Origin of the sequence: Sphingomonas lacunae (genome assembly GCF_012979535.1) — a bacterium.
Lineage (GTDB): Bacteria > Pseudomonadota > Alphaproteobacteria > Sphingomonadales > Sphingomonadaceae > Sphingopyxis > Sphingopyxis lacunae.
Window position 1 is genome coordinate 888861 of the sequence record NZ_CP053015.1, and the last position, 22096, is coordinate 910956.

At 64.2% G+C, this 22096-nt stretch carries 23 protein-coding genes; 13 read left to right on the forward strand and 10 right to left on the reverse strand.

Annotation, left to right across the window (positions count from 1 at the left end; all coding sequences use genetic code 11):
* Position 1 precedes the first annotated feature (1 nt).
* The 8 genes from ribH to gltX form a co-directional block, all read right to left on the reverse strand.
* A complete protein-coding gene (gene ribH, locus GV829_RS04095) occupies positions 2 to 424 on the reverse strand; it encodes a 6,7-dimethyl-8-ribityllumazine synthase (protein ID WP_169944084.1) in 423 nt (140 codons plus the stop codon).
* Positions 424 to 1710 carry a 3,4-dihydroxy-2-butanone-4-phosphate synthase gene (gene ribB / locus GV829_RS04100; RefSeq protein WP_169944086.1) on the reverse strand — a complete coding sequence of 429 codons (1287 nt, stop codon included), beginning with the start codon at positions 1708 to 1710 and terminating at the stop codon, positions 424 to 426. The genes ribH and ribB overlap by 1 nt, the downstream gene beginning before the upstream one ends.
* A gap of 324 nt (positions 1711 to 2034) precedes the next feature.
* A complete protein-coding gene (locus GV829_RS04105; protein ID WP_169944088.1) occupies positions 2035 to 2640 on the reverse strand; it encodes a riboflavin synthase in 606 nt (201 codons plus the stop codon).
* 83 nt (positions 2641 to 2723) lie between these two features.
* Positions 2724 to 3707 carry a bifunctional diaminohydroxyphosphoribosylaminopyrimidine deaminase/5-amino-6-(5-phosphoribosylamino)uracil reductase RibD gene (gene ribD, locus GV829_RS04110; protein WP_246203029.1) on the reverse strand — a complete coding sequence of 328 codons (984 nt, stop codon included), beginning with the start codon at positions 3705 to 3707 and terminating at the stop codon, positions 2724 to 2726.
* Positions 3707 to 4219 carry a hypothetical protein gene (locus GV829_RS04115; protein WP_169944090.1) on the reverse strand — a complete coding sequence of 171 codons (513 nt, stop codon included), beginning with the start codon at positions 4217 to 4219 and terminating at the stop codon, positions 3707 to 3709. Before GV829_RS04115 ends, ribD begins: the two co-directional genes overlap by 1 nt.
* 38 nt (positions 4220 to 4257) lie before the next feature.
* Entirely contained in the window at positions 4258 to 5187 is a 930-nt protein-coding gene (locus tag GV829_RS04120; RefSeq protein WP_169944092.1) for an alpha/beta fold hydrolase, read from the reverse strand.
* Between the two features lie 109 nt (positions 5188 to 5296).
* Positions 5297 to 6031: an energy transducer TonB gene (locus GV829_RS04125; RefSeq protein WP_169944094.1), complete on the reverse strand. Its 735-nt coding sequence runs from the start codon at positions 6029 to 6031 to the stop codon at positions 5297 to 5299.
* Positions 6032 to 6192: 161 nt separating this feature from the next.
* Positions 6193 to 7542, reverse strand: coding sequence for a glutamate--tRNA ligase (gene gltX, locus GV829_RS04130; RefSeq protein ID WP_169947947.1), 1350 nt, complete (start codon positions 7540 to 7542; stop codon positions 6193 to 6195).
* 153 nt (positions 7543 to 7695) lie between these two features.
* On the opposite strand from gltX, the gene GV829_RS04135 reads away from it, so the two are divergent.
* Positions 7696 to 8865 (forward strand): GGDEF domain-containing protein, encoded by a 1170-nt coding sequence (locus GV829_RS04135; protein WP_169944097.1) that lies wholly within the window; start codon positions 7696 to 7698, stop codon positions 8863 to 8865.
* A gap of 28 nt (positions 8866 to 8893) precedes the next feature.
* Here the strand turns inward: GV829_RS04135 and GV829_RS04140 are convergent, their stop codons facing one another.
* Together GV829_RS04140 and GV829_RS04145 are read right to left on the reverse strand one after the other, a co-directional pair.
* Positions 8894 to 10576: an NAD+ synthase gene (locus GV829_RS04140; protein WP_169944099.1), complete on the reverse strand. Its 1683-nt coding sequence runs from the start codon at positions 10574 to 10576 to the stop codon at positions 8894 to 8896.
* Positions 10577 to 10622: 46 nt separating this feature from the next.
* Positions 10623 to 11138, reverse strand: a complete 516-nt coding sequence (locus tag GV829_RS04145; protein ID WP_212612150.1) for a DUF2306 domain-containing protein — start codon at positions 11136 to 11138, stop codon at positions 10623 to 10625.
* Between the two features lie 168 nt (positions 11139 to 11306).
* Between GV829_RS04145 and GV829_RS04150 the strand changes: the two genes are divergently transcribed.
* The 12 genes from GV829_RS04150 to GV829_RS04205 all read left to right on the forward strand — a co-directional run bounded on the left by GV829_RS04150 (position 11307) and on the right by GV829_RS04205 (position 22039).
* Positions 11307 to 12131 (forward strand): LytTR family DNA-binding domain-containing protein, encoded by an 825-nt coding sequence (locus GV829_RS04150; protein WP_169944101.1) that lies wholly within the window; start codon positions 11307 to 11309, stop codon positions 12129 to 12131.
* Positions 12132 to 12162: 31 nt separating this feature from the next.
* The gene (locus tag GV829_RS04155) at positions 12163 to 13302 is read left to right on the forward strand and encodes a serine hydrolase domain-containing protein (protein ID WP_169944103.1); all 1140 of its coding nucleotides are present in this window, start codon (positions 12163 to 12165) and stop codon (positions 13300 to 13302) included.
* Between the two features lie 122 nt (positions 13303 to 13424).
* Positions 13425 to 14360 carry a ribose-phosphate pyrophosphokinase gene (locus GV829_RS04160; protein ID WP_169944105.1) on the forward strand — a complete coding sequence of 312 codons (936 nt, stop codon included), beginning with the start codon at positions 13425 to 13427 and terminating at the stop codon, positions 14358 to 14360.
* Positions 14361 to 14474: 114 nt separating this feature from the next.
* A complete protein-coding gene (gene hisN / locus GV829_RS04165) occupies positions 14475 to 15257 on the forward strand; it encodes a histidinol-phosphatase (RefSeq protein WP_169944108.1) in 783 nt (260 codons plus the stop codon).
* Positions 15245 to 16159, forward strand: a complete 915-nt coding sequence (locus GV829_RS04170) for an AraC family transcriptional regulator (protein ID WP_169944110.1) — start codon at positions 15245 to 15247, stop codon at positions 16157 to 16159. Before hisN ends, GV829_RS04170 begins: the two co-directional genes overlap by 13 nt.
* Positions 16156 to 17052: a helix-turn-helix domain-containing protein gene (locus tag GV829_RS04175; protein WP_169944113.1), complete on the forward strand. Its 897-nt coding sequence runs from the start codon at positions 16156 to 16158 to the stop codon at positions 17050 to 17052. Before GV829_RS04170 ends, GV829_RS04175 begins: the two co-directional genes overlap by 4 nt.
* A 149-nt stretch (positions 17053 to 17201) precedes the next feature.
* Positions 17202 to 17405, forward strand: a complete 204-nt coding sequence (rpmI, locus tag GV829_RS04180) for a 50S ribosomal protein L35 (protein WP_169944115.1) — start codon at positions 17202 to 17204, stop codon at positions 17403 to 17405.
* A gap of 14 nt (positions 17406 to 17419) precedes the next feature.
* A complete protein-coding gene (rplT, locus tag GV829_RS04185) occupies positions 17420 to 17785 on the forward strand; it encodes a 50S ribosomal protein L20 (protein ID WP_169944118.1) in 366 nt (121 codons plus the stop codon).
* Between the two features lie 107 nt (positions 17786 to 17892).
* Entirely contained in the window at positions 17893 to 18987 is a 1095-nt protein-coding gene (gene pheS, locus GV829_RS04190) for a phenylalanine--tRNA ligase subunit alpha (RefSeq protein ID WP_169944120.1), read from the forward strand.
* A complete protein-coding gene (gene pheT, locus GV829_RS04195; RefSeq protein WP_169944121.1) occupies positions 18984 to 21362 on the forward strand; it encodes a phenylalanine--tRNA ligase subunit beta in 2379 nt (792 codons plus the stop codon). Before pheS ends, pheT begins: the two co-directional genes overlap by 4 nt.
* Before the next feature lie 4 nt (positions 21363 to 21366).
* Entirely contained in the window at positions 21367 to 21648 is a 282-nt protein-coding gene (locus tag GV829_RS04200) for a hypothetical protein (RefSeq protein ID WP_169944123.1), read from the forward strand.
* A gap of 4 nt (positions 21649 to 21652) precedes the next feature.
* On the forward strand, positions 21653 to 22039 hold the full coding sequence (locus tag GV829_RS04205) for a hypothetical protein (RefSeq protein ID WP_169944125.1): 387 nt from the start codon (positions 21653 to 21655) through the stop codon (positions 22037 to 22039).
* Positions 22040 to 22096 lie beyond the last annotated feature (57 nt).

Below are 22096 nucleotides of genomic sequence, written 5' to 3' on the forward strand. Positions count from 1 at the left end.
CTCAGGCGTCGAACCGTTGGCGCAGCTTCAGCATGGCAAGCGCTGCCTCTGCGGCGCCGCCGCCCTTGTCCAGTTGCTCCGGATCGGCGCGGCGGATAGCCTGCTCCTCATTCTCGGTGGTGAGAATGCCATTGCCGATGGCAAGGCCGTCAAGGGTCAGGGCCATGATCGCCCGGGCGCTTTCGCCGGCGACAATCTCGAAATGATAGGTTTCGCCGCGAATGACCACGCCGATGGCGACATAGGCGTCATAGTCATGGGTGGCGGCGGCCAGAGCAATGGCGCCAGGCACTTCGAGCGCACCCGGGACAGTCAGCGTCTCATGCGTATGCCCTGCGGACTCGATAGCGCGGCGGGCACCGGCGAGCAGCATGTCGTTGAGATGGTCGTAAAAGCGGGCTTCGACGATGAGGATATGAGCCATTATGCCGCTTCTCCGGGAATGTTGCGTTCGGCGACGACTTCGAGGCCATAGCCTTCAAGGCCGACGAGGTTGGTGTGGGTCGGCGTCAGAAGCTCCATCTTGTGCACGCCAAGGTCTGCCAGAATCTGCGCACCAATACCATAGGCGCGCAAGTCCATGCTGCCCGGCGGGCTGGCACCCGCGGCCAGCGCGGCTGCGGCGTCGGAGCCAGGCAGCGGCGGCATGAGGACAACGATCAGACCCGAGCCCTCGGCGCCAATGGCTTCCATCGAGCGTTGCAGACGGCGCTTGCGCGGGCCGGGTGCGCCGAGCAGATCATGGAAAGGGGACATGGCATGCATCCGCACCAGCGTGACGCCATTGGAATCGACCGCGCCCTTTTGCAGGACCAGGCTGATCGAACCATCAACCTTGTTGCGATAGCTTTTCATCCGCCAGTCGCCGCCATAATCCGACTGGAACGGCTCATCATTGACGCATTCGACAAGGCTGTCGTTGCGATGACGATAGGCGATGAGATCGGCAATGGTTCCGATTTTCAGCCCATGCTTGCGGGCAAAGGGGATCAGGTCGTCGAGCCGGGCCATGGTGCCGTCGTCATTCATGATCTCGCAGATCACGCCCGACGGATTGAGCCCGGCAAGACGACTGATATCGACCGAGGCTTCGGTATGGCCGGCGCGGACGAGGACGCCGCCGTCGCGCGCAATCAGCGGAAAAACATGGCCCGGCGTGACAATGTCATCGCGACCACGCGAACTGTCGATGGCGACCGCGATGGTGCGGGCGCGGTCGGCAGCGGAAATGCCGGTGGTCACCCCTTCGCGCGCTTCGATTGACACGGTGAAGGCGGTTTCGTGCCGCGTGCCATTGGCGCGACTCATCAGGTCGAGGCCAAGCGCTTCGACGCGGCTGCGGGTCAGCGTCAGGCAGACGAGGCCGCGACCATGGGTGGCCATGAAATTGATGGCGGCGGGCGTCGCCATCTGTGCGGGAATGACGAGATCGCCCTCATTTTCCCGGTCCTCATCGTCGACAAGGATGTACATGCGGCCGTTGCGCGCCTCGTCGATGATTTCCTCGGCAGTCGCCATCGGCGAGCCGTCGGAGCCATAGGCCAGCCAATCCTCGAGCTTGCGCAGCGTCTCCGCCGTCGGATTCCACTCAGGCGAATCAAGATCGCGCAAGGTGTTGGCGTGGAGGCCAGCCGCACGGGCGAGGCCGGATTTGGTGATGCTGCCTTCCTCGACGAGGACGCGGACACGATCGATGATGTTGGTGCTCATGGCAATCCGCTATCACACTGAAATGTGATCGGCAAGTCCGTGATCACATTGAGCGCCAGAAAATTGAGCGCCCGATTGTAAAGTCACTTGTCAGTTGGTTGGCACTGGTTGACACTCCAGCGCGGGGCAAAAACGGCTAGCTGCGGGTTTCAGTGTGCGCGCGTGTGCCCTCACTTGATGTGCCGAAAACAAGGGAGTCGGCCGTCGGGCAAGCGGGCGGTGCGATGAAGCGGGGGGAACGACACTGTCTGCATGACCAGCGTGTTTCATGCAGTAGCCAATGCAGGAAAGCGGGAAATGGTGCCTGATCGGCCAGATCGCTGATCAGTTCCCCAGCACATCCCGCATCCGCTGGAGATAGCGGGCCAGTGTGTCGATTTCGATATTGACCGCCTGTCCTTCGGCCAGATCGGCGAAGGTGGTTACATCCCATGTGTGCGGGATGATGTTGAGGTGGAAGCGGCAATCGTCGGCCCCATCCTCGACTGCATTGACCGTCAGCGAGACGCCATCGACAGTGATCGAGCCCTTGGTTGCAACAAAGGGGGCCAGGTCGCGGCTGATGCTGATGACGACATGGTGCGAGCCGCCTTCCTCACTGATCGACACGACCTGTCCAACGCCATCGACATGGCCGGTGACGATGTGGCCGCCCAGTTCATCCCCCACCTTGAGCGCACGTTCAAGGTTGAGGCGGCGCCCGGTCGCCCACATGCCGCTCGCGGTTTTGGACAGGGTTTCGCCGCTGGCATCGACCGCGAACCAGTCCGCGCCCTTTTCCACCACCGTCAGGCAGACGCCCGAACAGGCGATGCTGGCACCGATGGCGACCCTGTCCATCGCATAGCCACAGCCAATGACGAGGCGAATGTCGCCGCGCTGCTCGCTGCTGCGGATGGTGCCGATGTCGGTGACGATGCCGGTGAACATGGTTTGACGCTTTCGAATAGGAGCTTGATCGTGCGGTTAGAGAAAGGACAGTCCTTCGACAAGCTCAGGACGAACGGGAGCAGTTAGCCGTCGCGTTGATATATCTCGACGCGGTCAGGGCCGAACTGGCGTGCGCCGGCAAGTTGCCACTGCCCATGCGCGTCGGAAAGGCTGGCGAGGCCAATGTCGCCGAGGCAGGGGCGCCCGCCGCCGATGAGGATGGGCGCGCGATAGAGGATCAGCCGGTCGACCAGCCCGCCGGCGAGGAAGGCGGCCGCCGTTCCTGCCCCACCCTCAACCAACAGATGCTGGACGGTAGCATGATCTTTTATCGCGTCGGGACGGGCGAGACTGGTCCAGCCGCTGGCACTGGCGGGCAAGGGTGACGAGGTCAGGACAAAACGGACGGGCGAGCGAAATTCAAGCCCGGGGAGCCGGACATCGAGCGCTGGCCGATCCGCGTCGAAAGTGCCTCGACCCACGAGGATGGCGTCACAGCGGGCGCGGAGCAGATGGGCATGGGCGCGGGCACGGTCAGCGGTAATCCAACGGCTTTCGCCCGACGCCATGGCGATGGCCCCATCGAGGCTGGTTGCCAGCTTCAGCGTGACAAAGGGGCGAGTCCGCGTGACGCGCGACCACCAGCCGGGCATGGCCGCCCGCGCCGCCACTTCCCCGACGCCGCAATCGACCCGGATGCCAGCGGCGCGCAGTCGGGCGATTCCTTCGCCGTTGGTGCGCGGATCAGGATCGGTGGTGGCAACCACCACCCTGGCCAGTCCGGCGGCGATCAGCGAGTCAGCGCAGGCCGGGCCACGGGTGCTGGCATGGGCACAGGGTTCGAGGGTCACATAAGCGGTGGCCCCGCGCGCGCTGTCGCCCGCCCCGGCCAGCGCCATCGCTTCGGCATGGGGGCGGCCACCGGCCTGGGTCCATCCGCGCCCAACCACCCTGCCGTCGGTAACAATCAGGCAACCGACATTGGGGTTGGGACGGGTCAGCCCTTCGCCGCGCGCTGCAAGGCTGATCGCCGCAGACATCCAGCGCGTGTCGCACCTGTCCGGCATCAGCGCTTGGCCGGTGCGGCGGCGGCAGCGGGGCCGGCAGGCTGTTCAGCCGTGGGCAGCGGCGGCAGGGGCAGGCCATTGCGTTCGGCATGGTCAAGGTCGGCCAGGGCCTTGTCGATCTGGGCATGGGCTTCGGCAAATTCGCGGTCAGCCTTGGCCTGGTCGAAATCCTGGCCAATCGCCTCCGCCAAGGCGCCGGCTGCGTTGCGCCGTTGCTGATTGGCCTCGTTGGCGGACCGGGCACGCAACAACCAGTCGCGGCGAATGTCAAAAGGCGACCGGTCGGCGCTCCAGCTTTCGACATAGATGATCGTCCGCTTGGGCGCATCAATGCTGCTGAAACTGTCAGCGATGAACCAGAGGATGACCAGCGGAATGGTGATGGCGAGGCCCAGCGCCGGCCAGCGGTGCGGGCGATCCTGGCGCATATAGTCCCATATGTCCCGGAACGGATTCACCCCGGCGGTGACCTCTTCCCGGTCGATCATCTTCATGCTTGGCAAGAATTTCATGCTGTCCAGATAGTCCCACCGGCAGCGGTTGGCGAGAGCTATCCGCCGTTGCGGTCGAGCCAGTCGGCAAGCAGCCGGTTGACTTCAACCGGTGCATCCTGCTGCACCCAGTGGGACACGCCGGGCAACAGGTGCAGTTCGAGGGCCGGCACCCACTGGTCGGTGCCATGGGTGCAACGAACATCGAGCGCGACATCATTGTCGCCCCACAGCATCAGCGTCGGCACATCGACCATCCCGTCGCCAGCATCGCGCCCATCGGGCGTGCGAAACAGGGCGCGATAATAGTTGAGCATCGCGGTCATCGCGCCGGGACGCAGCGCAGCATCGGCATAGACTTGCTGCACGTCCGGGGTGAAATTCTGCTTGTTGAGCGCGTCGTTGACAAAGATACGCCTGATCGCGGCGGCACCATCGCGCGTCAGCGACCATTCGGGCAAACCGGGGATCTGGAAAAAGAACATGTACCAGCTCTTCTTGAGCTGATGCCAGTGCCTGATCTCCCGCTGCGCGCACATCGGGTGCGGGACATTCATGATCACCAGCCGGGTAAGCGGCCGCAGACGGCGGATGGCAAAGTGCCAGGCAATGATCGCACCCCAGTCATGGGCGATCAGCATCACCTCCTGGGCACCGCTCGTGTCGATCAGCGCGGCGACATCCTCGACCAGAGTGTCAACACGATAGTTGATCCAGCCCTGGGGCTTTGACGAGGCACCATAGCCGCGCATGTTGGGCGCCCACACCCGCCAGCCGCGCGCTGCGAGCAGCGGCATTTGCGCCCGCCAGCTGTAATTGAGTTCGGGAAATCCATGCAGGCACAGGGCAAGGCGCGGCGAAACGGGATCGCCGCATTCGGCGAGTTCAAATGTCTGGCCGTTGGCGTCGATGAAACGCTGGCTGATGCCGCTGGCGGGATCTGGCGTCCAGGTGAAGGGCGGCAGGCTGGTGGTCGGGTCGTCGTTCATGGCGAGGCAGGCTAGGCCGCTCGCAAGCGGTTGGCGAGAGGCAAGTGTGACAGGATGCGGCTCCGGTCACCTTCAGGGCAGCCAGAGCAACATCCCGTGCGCACTCCCCCTAACGGTCGGCACTGATCCGGAAACGGACGGTCAGCGTCTGGCTGGTCTCGGTCGGCGTGCCATCACGCGTTGCCGGCACAAAGCGCCACTGGCTCAGCGCATGTCGTTCGGTGGCGCGGAAAAAGGCGGGATCGGTGCACCCCGCATCACGCACTTCGGTCACGCGACCGCCCGCATTGATCGTCACGCTGACCGGGCAACTGCCCTCAATCCCTTCGCGCTGCATGGCGGAGGGATAGGGCGGCTGAAACCGGTCAAGAAAGCGCGGATGGCGCGTGGCCTCGCGCCAGACCGGCACATGCGGCGGGAGAGGGTCGGCGACCGGTCCGGTTTCCGCCTGTCCGGTGACGGGCGTGATGGGCGTGAGGTCAGGTTCGCTGACAGGAACCACAGGAGACTCGCCGGTAACGGGCGGCAGCTTCGTGGGCACCGTGGTGATCCGGCTTTCGGGCGCCGGGGTTCTGGGATCGGCCTGGGGCGGAGGCGGATCGGACTCGGTCGGCTTGGTCGGTACCGACCAGCCCTCAAAGGGATCGGGCAGGACCTTGTCCACCTGTGGCATGACCAGCGCGGACACAAGCCCCAGGCCGACGCCGCCGGTAATCAGTGCGGTCAGCGTGGCGGCCGCAGTTTCATGACGCCCCGTGGGCCGGTAACCGGTTGAGGCATCGACAATCGAGGGCTGGCGCGACCGGTGCAAGCCGGCGGTCAGGAGCATCAGGGGCAAGGCCATGGCAACTCTCCTTCATCCACGCCGCGCACGGGATGGCAGATATTGCCCAGCTTTCCCTAGCGGCATGTTGAAGTATGTTACAACATACCATATCTGTCAATGCGCTTCATGGACAGGCCTCGGCCGGCAGCTGTGACGCGGGAAAAGTTGATCGTCGCGGCCTATTCAGCGGCGGCGGCAAGCCGGGCAATGGCCTGCTGCTCGCCGATCAGTGGCAGCAACGCCGCCATGTCAGGCCCATGCGCGCGTCCGGTCAGCGCGAGCCGCAACGGCAGGAACAGGGCCTTGCCCTTGCGACCTGTTGCTTCCTTGAGAGCACCGGTCAGCCCGTGCCAGGGGTCTGCCGTCCAGTCGAGCGTCGCCGCCACAGCCGCCGCTTGCGCCAGATAGGCGCGATCATCGTCACCCAGCGCAGCTTCGGCGGCAAGGTCAGGCGCGGCGCCGGTAACGATGCTCCACCAGTCGGCGGCACCGGCCACTGTTTCCAGATTGGGCCGGATCGCTTCCCACGCCGCCTTGTCCATACCGGCCGGCAGCCGGTCGGCCACCGCCTCAAACGGCAGCTGATGGATGATTCGGGCATTGAGTTGAGCCAGTTCCGCCTCATCGAAACGGGCAGGCGCACGACCGAAACGGCCGAAATCGAACGAGGCAATCAGCGGTGCCGGATCAACGAAGGGCTCGACCGGATCGGCGGTACCCAACCGGGCGAGCTTGGCGATCAGCGCCGCCGGTTCAATGCCGGAGTCACGAAAATGCGCGATACCCAATGAACCGAGCCGCTTGGACAATTTGCCTTCACTGCCGGTCAACAGGGCGGTGTGGGCAAAGGCCGGAACCGGTGCGCCCATGGCGGTGAACATCTGTATCTGCGTCGCCGTGTTGGACACATGGTCTTCCCCCCGGATGACGTGGGAAATACCCATATCAGCGTCATCAATCGCCGATGGAAGCATATAGAGCCATGAACCGTCGGCACGGCGGATGACGGGATCAGAGAGCAATCTGGGGTCGAAATGCTGTTCACCACGGACGAGGTCCTGCCAGATGATCGGCGCGTCATGGTCAAGCCGGAAGCGCCAGTGCGGGCGAATGCCCTGTGCCTCCCTGTCGACCCGCTCGGCCTCGGTCAGGGCCAGCGACGTTCGCTCGTAAACCGGCGGCAAGCCCCTCGAAAGCAGGACCTTGCGACGAATGTCGAGTTCCTCGGCGCTTTCGTAGCAGGGATAGATATGGCCCTCATCACGCAGCCGTTCAAAGGCGGCTTCATACAGGGCGAACCGTTCCGACTGGCGCTCCTCGCCATCAGGCGTGATGCCCAGCCAGGCCAGGTCAGCGCGGATCGCATCGACAAAGCGCTCCTCGCTGCGGGCAGGATCAGTATCATCAATGCGCAGCAGGAAACGGCCGCCGTGCGCGCGGGCAAACAACCAATTATGGATCACCTGCCGCAGATTGCCGACATGCAAAAGGCCAGTGGGCGACGGCGCAAAGCGGGTGGTGACAGGCAGGATCGGGTTCATGCCGCGGCCTATAACCGATTTTGCACCGACGACGAGCATGCAAATCGACAGGGGTGGCAGATCGCCATGGAGCCAAACTTTTTAATCGTTGCCACAGCTGTTTAACACCGCCTTTACCCTGCCAGCCCTAAACCCCTGCCTATGGTGGCTGCGCTTGCATCCGGCCTCAGGTGCCCAACAGCGCGCTTTGCGTGGCGATCCGTCCCGGAGGAAATCCGGGACGAGCTCGACCGCTGGCGGTTCCAGCGGGTACGCGATCAGGTGCCATTGCTCTATCTGGCGCTGCTGTGTCTGGTAACGACCGCCAGCTTCGCTGTCTCGGCGCCGGTGCCGCCAATCGTCCGTTTCGCCATCCCGCTGTTCATCCTGATCCTGTCGGTGATCCGCTTGCGGCTGTGGCTGCGCCGCCGCCAAGAGGAGATCAGTCTCGACAGGGGGCGCAGGATGATGCGCACCATGACGCTTGTGTCGATGGCCATGTGTGCGCTGTGCAGCCTGTGGGGCGTGATGAGCTGGGTGCTCGCCCTGCCCGAGGACCGAAGCTATTTCCCGCTGTTCATGGCAATGGGCAGCCTGTCGGTGGCGTATTGCCTGTCCCCCGTCCCGTCTGCGGCAGTCGGCAACCTGACCATCGGGCTGCTGCCGATCACCCTTTGCATGCTGTGGTCGGGGACGCAGATGGATCTGGCCGCTGGCACCAGCATTGTCGCCGCGACGCTGTTCCTGCTCCGGCTGATCGTGCAGCAGAACAACCAGTTGATCGACATACTGCTGTTACAGCGCCAGATGCGGCAACAGGCGATCACCGACCCGTTGACCGGCATCGCCAACCGGCGCGCCCTGTATGAACAGTTGGCACTGGCCATCGACCAATCCACGCCCGACCGGCCAACGGCTGTGGCTCTGATCGATCTCGACGGGTTCAAGCCGGTCAACGACGACCATGGCCATGCCACCGGAGACGATCTGTTGCGGCAGGTCGCCGAACGCATGGTCGAAAGCTGCGGCCATGATGCGATGATCGCGCGGCTCGGCGGCGACGAATTCGCGCTGTTGGTGCCGGGAACCAGCAGCCTGCCGGTCCAGCGCCATGTCGAAACCGTCCTGGCCGCCTTGGCACGGCCATTCAGCGTCGGTTCCCGCCAGATCAACATTGCCGCCAGTGTCGGGATGGCGGAATGGCCCGAGGGCGGCTCAACCGCCGAAGAACTGATAGCGTCCGCCGACCGCGCGCTCTATCGGGCCAAGGCCCTGCGTCAGCCTGCGCCGACGCCGGGCAGCGGGCCTGCGGTTCCCCTGCGCGCCGGATGAAACCGCCCGGCGGGACACCGCGCCGGGGTTATGCCGAACGGAAACCATGGGTGATGGGATAGCGCCGGTCGCGGCCGAAATTGCGGCTGCCCAGTTTCACGCCCGGCGGGGCCTGCCGGCGCTTATATTCGGCGATGTACAGCAACCGTTCGATCCGCGCGACTGTCGCCCGGTCATGGCCACGCGCCACCACATCATCCACCGACAATTCCTGTTCGACCAGCCCCAGGAGTATATCGTCGAGCACATCATACTCGGGCAGGCTGTCCGAATCCTTCTGGTCAGGGCGCAGTTCCGCACTTGGCGGTTTGGTTATGATGCTCTGGGGGATGACCCGGCCTGGCCGGCCCAGGGCGATGGACGGCAGATTGGCATTGCGCCATTCGGCGAGACGGAAGACCGTGGTCTTGTAGGCATCCTTCAGCGGATTGTAGCCACCAGCCATGTCGCCATAGATGGTCGCATAGCCGACGCTCATCTCGCTCTTGTTGCCGGTGGTCAGCAACATCGGCCCAAACTTGTTGCTGATCGCCATCAGTGTCACACCACGGATACGCGACTGGACATTTTCTTCGGTGATGTCGACGTCCTGGTCAGCAAAGGTGCCGGCCAACATTTGGTCAAAGGCCTCAACCGCCGGGACAATAGGGATAATTTCATGCTTCGCGCCAATCAGCCGGGCGCATTCGGCAGCATCATCGAGGCTGAGCTGGCTGGTGAAACGCGATGGCAGCATAACGCACCAGACCCGGTCCGGACCCAGCGCATCTGCCGCAATCGCCGCGCAGATCGCCGAATCAATCCCGCCCGACATGCCAAGCACGACGCCGGGAAAGCGGTTGCGCTCGACATAATCCCTCAGCGAAAGCACCATCGCGGCATAAATATCCCCCGGATGGTCCAGCCAGTCGGCCAATTCTCCCGGAGCGCATGACCAGCATCCTTCGGCGCCACGCGTCCAGTGCGTGACGCGTTCTTCCTCGCGCCAATCGGTCAGTCGGTGAACCATCGTGCCATCACCGTTGATGACGAAGGAACAGCCATCGAACACCAGCTCATCCTGACCGCCGACGCGGTTGAGATAGGCAAGCGGCAGGCCGGTTTCGGCGACACGCTGTCCGATGATCTTGCTTGCGCGCAGTTCATCCTTGTCAATCTCGTAGGGGCTGCCGTTGGGCGACAGCAAAATTTCGGCACCGGCCGCCTTGAGCGCGGCACAAACGGTGGGGAACCAGACATCCTCGCAGATCGGAACGCCGATCCGCACCCCCCGGAACAGCAGCGGTTCGGGCAAGGGGCCGGGCGAGAAGAGGCGCAGCTCGTCAAAGGTGCCATAATTGGGCAGCTCATGCTTGATTGCCATGCCGGTGACGGCACCGGCGTCAATCAGCGCGACGGCATTGTAAAGCCGCCCCTCACAGCGGTGGACCGTGCCCACCAGCACCGCCGGGCCACCATCCCCTGTTTCCGCCGCAAGGCGCTGCAATTCGGCCTCAGCCCGTTCGGCCAGCGCCGGTTTCAGGACCAGGTCTTCGGGAGGATAACCGACCAGTTGCAATTCCGGCACGAGGATCAGGTCCGCACCGGTGTGGCGTTGCCGGAGCGCACGGACAGCATCGGCATTGCCGGCGACATCGCCCACCGCATGGTTCAGCTGGGCAAGGACGATGGTGAGCGTGTCGGCGGGGGCGCCGCTGGAAGATTGGGTCATGCCGGCTGGTTTAGCCCTGCCGGCAGCCTTTTCAACCTGAGAGAGATCAACCGGACAGACTGGTGAACAGCAACCGGCCCGGCATCAGGGCAAAGGCACCGGCGATGATCAGGCCGATATAGACACCGCGCATGCAGGCGATATGGCCTTCGATATCGCCCTTGCGCGCCAGCCATATGCCCCTGGGGATCGACACCAGCGTGATGACCGAAAAGATGTGGATCGGCCCAATGCTGCCGGTCATCCCCCTGATCCAGAAACTGTCGATGGCGGTGATGACCATCATCAGCGCCCATATCCGGCCTGCGGCCTTGTGGGCAGGTGTCCCCTTGCGGCTCCACAACACCCATGCGCCGAGCGGCACTGCGGGAAGGACGGTGGCGAGGTGGATATACACGGCCCAGGCAGGGGTCTGATAGGTCGTCCCCTGTTCGGGCCTCAGCCAGAAGGCGAGCGGCACAAGCACCATCATCGCCGCCAGCGTGCCGATGATGTTGGGCCAGATCCTGCTCTTGGTCGGCGTGGCGGTGCCTGTGTGGCCTGACGAGGAGATAACGGTCATGGTTCGGGTCCATTGGGTAGGGGCACGAAGGCCGGTTGATCTGATACACCGACCCTGCCGCCCGGCCATTGACGGGCAAGTGCCCCTTCGTGAAAGTGGCGGAAAAGTTCGCCAGCGCGGCCCGGACGCCAATTGACGAAACGCGAAGCGGCCGACACAGTGCGCACCATGGGCCGCCGTATCGCCATCGAAACATTCCTGATGATCGCCACCGGCCTGCTGTTCGGCATTATCGGTCCGTTCGGAACATTTGACATTCCACTCGTGCCGCGCGTGCTGTTGTGGATCATGATGATCCTGGCCGGCTATCCGATTTTCCGGGCATTGGGAGCCGTTGCCAGCTGGCTGGCGGAAACAACCGCGGTGCCCTATTGGATCGCCCTGCTGTTGGCACTGACGATCGCTGCCATGCCGATGAGCTTCATCGTCGCGGGCCTGTTCATGCGCATTGACCCGCTGGCGGCGATTTACCAGCCGCAGTTCCTGGCCTTTTACCTCCAGGTCTGGGTGGTCGGGCTGGTTATCCATGGCGCCATGACCTTGCTGATGCGCCAGCCGGCAATAGAGGCGGCAACCGGAATCGAAACCGGCCAGCCCCCCTCCTCTGCCGATACCGCACCGGCCAATATTGCCTCACCGTCCCTCACCGCCACCGAAGCGACATCAGCTGTACCGGCGGCGGCGGAGCCCTCACCAGCCCTGCCACTGCCACCCGGCTTTGGCCCGCTGCTCGCGCTCAAGGCGGAGGATCATTATTTGCGCGCCTATGCGCCAGACCGCGAAGAATTGTTCCTGATGCGACTGCGCGATGCGGTGGCACTGTTGCCGGTCGAGAGCGGCGTGCAGGTGCACCGCAGCTGGTGGGTCGCAAGCGAGGCCGTCACCGCGCTGAAACGGGAGGGTCGCGGCGCCACATTGATGCTGAGCAACGGCTTGGCCGTGCCCGTGGCACGCGACCGGATGGCGGCGGTCAAGGCGGCGGGCTGGCGCTAGACAGACAGAGAGACAAAAGGGGAGAGAGAGGATGGATGCACGGATTTTTGCGGACGCCGTGGCGGCTGCCGGACTGGCCGGGGCCGTCGGCCTGATTGGAGGCAGGGACGGCACGCGGTTCAGCACCGCCACGGGAGCCAGCAACACGGCGACCGGCGAGGCGATGCGCGAGGACCATCTGTTCCAGATCGCCTCGATGACCAAGGCGATTGCCAGCGTCGCGGCGATGCAACTGGTTGAGCAAGGCCGACTCAGCCTCGACGGCCCGATCGGCGATGTCCTGCCCGATCTCGCCGATCCGCAGGTCATTGCCGGATTTGACGAAGCGGGCGTGCCGCACCTGCGTCCCGCCGCCCGTCCGGTGACCCTGCGCCATCTGCTCACCCATACCAGCGGTCTCGGCTATGATTTCATCAGCATGGATCAATTGCGCGCGCGCCAGGGCGTCATGCCCGCGCCCGGCAGCAAGGCGGCGATCACCACCCCGCTGATCTTCGATCCCGGCGAACGTTGGGAATATGGCGTCAATACCGACTGGGTCGGCCTCGCCGTCGAGGCGGTGAGCGGCATGACCCTGGGCGATTATCTCGAGGCGCATGTCACCGGGCCGCTCGGCATGACCGACACGGCATTCCGCGCCGTCGCCGGAGCGGAACCGCGCATGGCCGCCATCCACGCCCGCGCACCCGACGGCAGCCTGATCCAGGTGCCTATGAGTCTGGGTGGGGGGGAATTCAACAGCGGCGGTGGCGGCCTGTCCTCGACCGGTGCCGACTATATGCGCTTCCTGCGCATGGTGGCGAACGCCGGCACGCTGGACGGGGTGACCATCATCAAACCGGACACCGTGGCCGAGTTGTGCCGCAACCAAATCAGCGGCTTCCCCGCCGGACGGATGGGCAGCACCATGCCCGAACTGGCGCCACCCTATGATCCCTTCCCCGGCATGGAGTGCGGATGGAGCCTCGCCTTCCTGATCAATCCTGAACCGGGGCCCAATGGACGAAGCGCCGGCAGCCTTGCCTGGGCAGGGATTTTCAACAGCTATTACTGGATCGATCCGGTCCAGGATGTGATTGGCGTTTTCCTCTCCCAGCATATGCCCTTTGGCGATGCCGGGGCGCTGGCCGCGGCGGGCACACTCGAACGCATGGCCTACGGGCTGGCCTGAAACCGCAATATGGCGGGGGCAAAGGGGGGTTGGGTCAAGCAGGTGACACAAACCCCCTTCCCCGTTCGCCCTGCCCTGTCTAAGGGGGCGTCACTTCCAGACATCGGCGGGGGACGCGCAGCATGAAACTGATTTCGGGCAATTCCAACCTGCCGTTGGCCAATGCTGTTGCCGATTATCTCGACATGAAGCTGACCGATGCCAGCGTCCGCCGCTTCGCCGACGAGGAAGTGTTCGTCGAAATTCACGAAAATGTGCGCGGCGAGGATGTCTTCATCATCCAGCCGACCAATTTTCCGGCCAACGACAATCTGATGGAACTGCTGATCATCACCGATGCGCTGCGCCGGGCCTCGGCCGCGCGCATAACGGCGGTCGTCCCCTATTTTGGCTATGCCCGACAGGATCGCAAGCCGGGACCGCGCACGCCCATCTCGGCCAAGCTGGTCGCCAACCTGATCACCACCGCCGGCGCTGACCGCGTGCTGGCGGTTGACCTGCACGCCGGGCAGATCCAGGGCTTTTTCGACATACCGACCGACAACCTCTACGGCGCACCGGTCATGAGCGCGGACATTCAGGCACGCTTCGGCTCGAAAAACCTGATGGTCATTTCGCCTGACGTCGGCGGGGTGGTCCGCGCCCGGGCGCTGGCCAAGCGGCTCGACAACGCCCCGCTCGCCATCGTCGACAAGCGGCGTGAAAAGGCCGGCGAATCCGAAGTGATGAACATCATCGGCGATGTCACCGGCCGTTTCTGCATCCTGATCGACGATATCGTCGATTCGGCCGGCACGCTGTGCAACGCTGCCGGCGCGCTGAAAGCCGCGGGCGCAGAGGATGTCGTCGCCTATTGCACCCATGGCGTCCTGTCGGGCGGCGCGGTTGCCCGGGTCGAGGGGTCGCAGCTGTCCGAACTGGTGATCACCGATTCGATCCAGCCGACGCCAGAAGTCGCCGCATCCAGCCGCATCCGCACCCTGACCATCGCTCCCCTGCTGGGTGAGGCGATCAAGCGCATTGCCGACGAAAGCAGCGTGTCGAGCCTTTTCGACTGAGCGGGGACGGCGGCAGCGCCGGGCTGGGTGGATTGTCCAACGGGCATACCGCTCATTTGTCCAATCCATCCAAAGACATTGCATCCGGCATGATCATGCCGCTAGTCACCGGGCATGAGCCTTTCTGACGACATTGCCCTTGCCCAGCGCCTTGCCGATGCTGCGGGTGCCGCGATCCGGCCGTGGTGGCGGTCCAGCTTTTCCTTGGAGGACAAGGCCGACGCCAGCCCGGTGACCCAGGCTGACCGTGAGGCAGAAGAGGTTATCCGCCGCATCCTCGACAGCGAACGGCCACAGGACGGCATCATCGGGGAGGAATTTGGCGCCAGCCGGCCCGGTGCGGCACGGCAATGGGTAATCGACCCGATCGACGGCACTACCAGTTTCATCGCCGGCCGCCCCATCTTTGGCACGCTGATCGCGCTGATGCAGGATGGCTGGCCCGTTGTCGGCATCATTGACCAGCCGATAAGCGGCGAACGCTGGGTCGGCGCGATGGGCCAGACGACGCTGTTCAATGGCGCGCCAACCACGACCCGCCGCTGCCCCGACCTGACACAGGCGCTGCTGGCCACAACCAGCCCGCATCTGTTCAGCGAACATGAGGGCGAGCATTTCATCAATCTGGCCGGCAAGGTGGCGCAACGCCGCATCATCTATGGCGGCGACTGCTATAATTACGGCCTGCTGGCCAGCGGCCATGTCGACCTCGTTTGTGAAGCGGGACTCAAGCTGCACGATCTGGCGGCACTGGTGCCGGTGATCGAAGGCGCGGGTGGCATGATGTGTGATTGGAATGGCGAACCGTTGCATGCCGCCAGTGAAGGCCATGTGCTGGCCCTGGGCGACCCGGCCCGGCTCGAAGATGTGATGGAGGCGCTTGCGTGCTCACACTAGAGGATGGCGAGACCAGCGCCTCCTGCTTTATCGCTCCGCATCCGCGGGTCGCACCCTATCTCTCCACTTATTATTTCACGGCCATAGAAGGGCCGGATGGGCAAGAGATACGCGACTGGATGAATCCGGAGTGGGCTAGCGTGCGCTTCTGCTGGCTTGGGCAGACGCGGGGCAGCATCTATGACGGACCGTTCCGGGACGTGCCGCCGGCGCACTTTGCCGGCCCGACGACAGTAACCCAGCCTTTTTCCGCGGCACGGGCGCACATCGCCAGCATCGGTTTCCTGCCGCTTGGCTGGCACAGGTTCATGCGCGAACCGGCGGCGAACTGGGCCAACCGGATCGATGAAGCGTCACTGGTCAAGACCATATTGCCGTTCGACAGCATGCTGGATCAGGTCAGGGACGCGGCCAGTCCGGAGGCGGTCGCCGAGCTGTTCGATGCCATTCTGATCGCGGCGATGGACGGCCATCCGCTGACCGACGCCGAGGCAGAGGAGGAACAACGCATCATTGCCGCCCATGCTGTGCTGGTCGACCCCGCCACCAGCACCGTTGCCCAAATGACTGATCGGCTGGGCATGACCGTAAAGCAACTCCACCGCTTTTCGCTGAAACTGTTCGGCTTTCCACCCAAGTTGCTGATCCGGCGACAGCGATTCATCCGCACCATGGCAGCGGTCATCCACAATCCGGCGGCCAACTGGGCCGATGCGCTGGATCTGCAATATTATGACCAGCCACACTTCAACCGCGATTTCCGGGAGTTTTTCGGCATGAGCCCGGACCAGTACCGGCGCCTGCCCCATCCTGTGATCAGCGCCGCCGCCAAAGCGCGCATGAAGGCCCTGGGCGACCCGCTCCAGGCGCTGCAGCGGCCCGAAGGCACGCCGCCGGCATGACGGGCATCATGGCACCACCCATCGGCTTTCGTTTTGCACCCGTCGCCACCGGCCTGGAACGCGCCGCGCTCATTTATTGGGAAGTGGCGACCAATGTCTCCGGCCCGGTCATCGACCAGCTGCACCCTGACTATGCCAACATACGGTTCAAGCTGTCGGGCGACTGGGCTTATGGCAGCGCCCGGTCGCGGATGGTGCCTGTCACCGATTTTGCGACCGTCACCGGACCGACCAGCCAGGGCCAGTGGGCGAGCGTGGAGGATGGCCATGGCTTCAACATCACGCTGCTGCCACTCGCCTGGCTGCGGCTGTTCGGCGGCACGGCGGCTCAATGGCACAACCGGCTGCGCCCGCTGTCCGACCTGATCGGCCCGGACCAGGCCACGTCGCTCAGCGAGGCCATGGCGCGCTCGTCAGACTTTGCGGAAAGGGTAGCCACTGCCAATGCCTTTTTGCAGCGCCTGTGGGCAGACAGCGTGCCGCACCCCCGCGAGGCCGAACTGGAAGCGATCGAGCACGCATTGCGGGATCCGGACTGTGGCACGGTGGAGGAATTGTGCCGCCGCGCGTCCCTGCCCCGCCACAGCCTCTGCCGGCTGACCCGGTGCGCCTATGGCATGTTGCCCAAACAGTTGCTGCGACGCGAACGTTTCCTCAGGATGCTGAGAACCATGGAAGTGCGCTCCTATCGGGAATGGCAGGATTTCCTCGACCCGCAATATGTCGACCAGAGCCACATGATCCGGGATTTCAAGCATTTCCTCGGCCTGGCGCCCAGTCGCTATTTCTCACTCGACCGGCCGATGCTCGAATCCTCGCTGATTGCCATGCACCAACTGTGGGCCAGTGGCGTCGACCCGTTCCACTCGGCACCAAAGCCAGATCAGTCATGACTGTTTCAGCCGGGGGAAAAAGCCCTCCGCATGGCTTTATCCCTTGCCTTTCGGGCGACTCCGCTATAGGGGCCGCGCTTCCGAATGGAACGCCCGGCTAACATGGGCTGCCGTGGCGTGTCCGATACGGACTTCAAAAGGAGACCAAAATGCCCAAGCTCAAGACCAAGAGCGGTGTGAAGAAGCGCTTCAAATTCACCGCTTCCGGCAAGGTAAAGCACGGCGTCGTCGGCAAGCGCCACCGCCTGTCCAGCCACAATGCGAAATATATCCGCTCGAACCGCGGCACCAGCGTGCTCAGCGATTCGGACGTTGCCCACGTGCGCCTCTGGGCGCCGTACGGCCTGAAGTAAGGAGCGTCTGACCCATGTCCCGTATCAAACGTGGCGTAACGACGCACGCCAAGCACAAGCGGATTCTCGATCAGGCGAAGGGCTATTACGGCCGTCGCAAGAACACCATCCGTATCGCCCGTCAGGCTGTCGAAAAGGCCGGCCAGTACGCTTATCGCGACCGCAAGGTAAACAAGCGCAACTTCCGCGCCCTGTGGATCCAGCGCATCAACGCTGCCGTCCGTGCCGAAGGTCTCACCTATTCGCAGTTCATGCATGGCGTGAAGCTCGCCGGTATCGAACTCGACCGGAAGGTCATGGCCGATCTCGCGATGAACGAAGGCGCCACCTTTAGCGCGATCATCGCGCAGGCCAAGGCAGCGTTGCCCAGCGCGGCATAACGCTTCCAACCTTGGATGAATGCGCAAAGGGGCGTGGGCGGCTTGGCCGTTCACGTCCCTTTGCTTATGCGGTGCACCGGCGCGGCCGGTAAGCGGGAATGACGAAGATGAGTGACGTTGACAGCCTCCAGCAGCAACTGCTGTCCTCCATCGAAGCCGCCGACACGCTCGACGCGCTGGAAACAGTGCGCGTGGCCGCGCTCGGCAAGCAGGGCAGTGTCTCTGCGCTGCTCAAATCGCTGGGCGGCATGACCCCCGAACAGCGCCAGAGCGAAGGCCCGCGCATCAACGGCCTGCGCGAAAGCGTCACCGCTGCCATCACCAGCCGCAAGGCCAAGCTGGAAAGCGCCGCGCTCGAGGCGAAACTCGCTGCCGAGCGCATTGACATGACCCTGCCCGCCGATGCCGCACCCAAGGGGTCGGTCCATCCGGTCAGCCAGGTGATGGACGAGCTTGCCGAGATTTTCGCCGACATGGGCTTCGCTGTCGCTACTGGTCCGGAAATCGAAAGCGAATGGTATAATTTCGACGCGCTCAACATCCCGCCGACCCATCCGGCGCGGGCGATGCACGACACCTTCTACTTCCCCGAAGAGGCTGAGGGCGGCGGCCACATGCTGCTGCGCACCCACACCTCACCGGTGCAGATCCGCACGATGACGCAAGGCAACACACCGATCCGCATCATCGCGCCGGGCCGCGTTTATCGCAGTGACAGTGACGCCACCCACACGCCGATGTTCCATCAGGTCGAGGGGCTGGTGATCGATCGTGGCATCCATATGGGCCATCTCAAATGGACGCTCGAAACCTTCCTCAAGGCCTATTTCGAGCGGGATGACATCGTCCTCAGGCTGCGCCCCAGCTATTTCCCCTTCACCGAACCCTCGGCCGAAGTCGATGTCGGCTATGCCCAGGAAAAAGGCCGTCGCGTTGTCGGGGGATCGGGCGACGAGCCTGGCCATGCCTGGATGGAATTGCTCGGCAGCGGCATGGTCCACCCAAAGGTCATCGCCAATTGCGGGCTCGACCCCGATGAGTGGCAGGGCTTCGCCTTTGGCGTCGGCGTCGACCGGCTGGCGATGCTCAAATATGGCATGGACGATCTGCGCGCCTTCTTTGACGGCGACCTTCGCTGGCTCGCCCATTATGGCTTCAACGCGCTGAATGTCCCAACGCTCAGCGGAGGGATTTCGGCATGAAGATCACGATCGACTGGCTGCGCCAGCACCTCGATTTCGACGGCGGCGTTGATGAGGTCGTCGCGACTCTCAACCGCATCGGCCATGAGGTCGAAGGCGTCGACAATCCCGCGGCCAAGCTCGCCGGCTTCCGTATCGCCCGCGTGCTGACCGCCGAACGCCACCCGCAGGCTGACAAGTTGCAGGTGCTCAGCGTCGATACAGGCGACGGCACCCCGTTGCAGGTTGTCTGTGGCGCCCCCAATGCCCGCGCCGGTCTGGTCGGCGTGCTCGGCCTGCCCGGTGCCGTCGTTCCCGCCAATGGCATGGAGCTGAAGGTCTCGGCGATTCGCGGCGTCGAATCGAACGGCATGATGTGCTCGACGCGCGAGCTTGAACTGGGTGATGACCATGATGGCATCATCGAACTGCCCGCCGACGCGCCGCTGGGCACGGCCTTTGCCGACTATGCCGGAGCCAATGACCCGGTAATCGATATTTCGATCACCCCCAACCGGCAGGATTGCATGGGCGTGCGTGGGATTGCCCGTGATCTCGCGGCGGCAGGCCTCGGCACATTGAAGCCACTCGACGTGCCGGTCGTGGAAGGCCACGGCCCCTGCGCGGTAGACATCCGCACCGACGATCCCGAAGGCTGCCCGGCCTTTTATGGCCGCACCATCAGCGGTGTGACCAATGGCAGTGCGCCCGAATGGATGCGCCGCCGGTTGAACGCGGTGGGGCAGCGCAGCATCTCGGCACTGGTCGACATCACCAACTATGTGATGCTCGATCTCGGCCGCCCGAGCCACGCCTATGACCGCGCCAAGCTCAACGGCGCGGTGGTTGCCCGCAAGGCCACCGAGGGCGAGACGGTCACCGCGCTCAACGGCAAGGAATACACGCTGTCCGCCAGCATGACGGTCATCGCCGACGAGAGTGGCGTGCATGACATTGCCGGCATCATGGGCGGCGAACATTCGGGCTGTTCGGACGACACCCGCGATGTGCTGCTCGAAGTCGCCTATTTCACACCCGAGCGTATTGCCCTCACGGGGCAAGCTCTCGGCCTGACCAGCGACGCCCGCAGCCGCTTCGAGCGCGGGGTTGATCCCGCATTCCTCGATGATGCGACGGCGATCCTCACCGCCTATATTCTCGACATTTGCGGCGGCACCGCTTCCGAGGTCGTGCGCGCCGGTGAACCGCCGCTGGCGACCTCGGCCATCGCCTATGATCCCGCGCGGGTGACGACGCTCGGCGGGCTCAATGTCGCGCCTGATCAGCAGAAGGCAATTCTGGAGTCGCTCGGCTTTGGTGTGGCCGCAGACTGGACCGTTACCGTCCCCAGCTGGCGGCGCGATGTGCATGGGTCGGCCGATCTGGTCGAGGAAGTCGCCCGCATTGTCGGCTTTGACCATATCCCCTCGGTGCCGCTGCCGCGTGACGCCGGTGTCGCCAAGCCGACCGCGACCCCGTTGCAAATGACCGAACGCCGCCTGCGCCGCGCCGCCGCTGCCGCCGGTTTTCACGAAGCCGTGACCTGGAGCTTCATCTCCGAAGCCGAAGCCGCGCATGTTGGCGGCGGAGCATGGGCCCTCGCCAATCCGATCAGCGAGGATATGAAGGTCATGCGGCCGTCGCTGCTGCCGGGTCTGCTTTCCGCCGCTGCCCGCAACCAGAATCGCGGCGCCACCTCGGTGCGCCTCTTTGAACTGGGCCGACGCTACCTGTCCGACAGCGAGCGGCAAACGCTGGCCCTGCTGATGGCCGGTGAGCGCCAAGCGCGCGGCTGGCAGAGCGGCAAGGCACAAGGCTTTGACGTGTTCGACGCCAAGCGCGCGGTCATCGACCTGCTCGACGCTGCCGGCGCCCCTGCCGACCGGCTGCAGGTCATGCCGGTCGAGGACAGCGCGGCCACCATCTGGCACCCCGGCCAGTCGGCTTCACTGCGGCTGGGCCCCAAAACGGTGCTGGCCGAATTCGGTGCCCTGCACCCGGCCCTCGCCAAGGCGTTCGATGTCGACGGCACGGTGATTGCGGCGCAAGTCTATTTCGACGCCATCCCCGCGAAGCGCAGCAGTGGCCCCGTGCGTGACGCCTTCACCCCGCCCGCGCTGCAATCGGTCAGCCGCGATTTCGCCTTCCTTGTCCCCGAAACACTGCCTGCCGGCGACCTCGTCCGGGCAGTGCGCGGTGCGGACAAGGCGCTGATCACCGACGCACGGCTATTCGACCGTTTCGCCGGACAGGGCGTGCCCGAGGGCCACGTCAGCCTCGCAGTGGACATCACATTGCAGCCGGGCGACAAGAGCTTCACCGATGCCGAGATCAAGGCCGTCAGCGACAAGGTGATTGCCGCGGCTGCCAAGCTGGGTGCGGTGCTGAGGGGGTAAGTGCATGGAGTGGATTTCGATGCTGGCGGGCGCGCTGGTCGGTCTGGTGCCGATCATCCTCATCATCCGGGCATCGGACGCCACCCTGCTGCGCTGGTGGATCGCCTGTCTGTTGGCGACGCTGTTCGTTTTCGGCTGGATGCTGGCAACACTGCCCCGGATGTGCCGCACCGGCGAATGTTTTGCCTTGCAGCCTTGGGCGCCTCTGGTGGCGGGCGGCCTGCTCGTCGCCACGCTGATCGGGGCGATCCGCTGGCTGGCCAGCAGGGGGAAACGGCCGTGGTGATGTCATGAAGACGTCGCGGGCGGGCTGGATCATCATGGCGGTTTCGCTGCTGCTGGTGGTCCTGTTCTCCTTTTATCTCGCGGCGAAAAACGAAGGCACCACCCCCGGCACATTTCTGGCGGCGTGGTTGCCGGTCTGGGCCCTGTTCCTGCCGGTCATTCTGCTGCCGCGGCGTGTCGCGATCATCAGCGGCGCTGTGTTTGCCTGCGTCTTTACCCTGATCGGCGGCATCCTGCTGGTGCTGGTCATGGCACCGCCGAATGGCGGGAGCGATAGTGACGGTATGTGGAAGATCGCAGCCTTTTTCATTGCCCTGCTGACCTTGGTGCTGGCGCTGATGCAGGCCGGCGCCGCGCTTGCCCGCTGGTATTTCGGCCGGACGAAGGCATGATGCCTGTCGGCTGAATCACTGGACTTTCCCGCGCTCAGGCGGCAGGGGCAGGGCCTC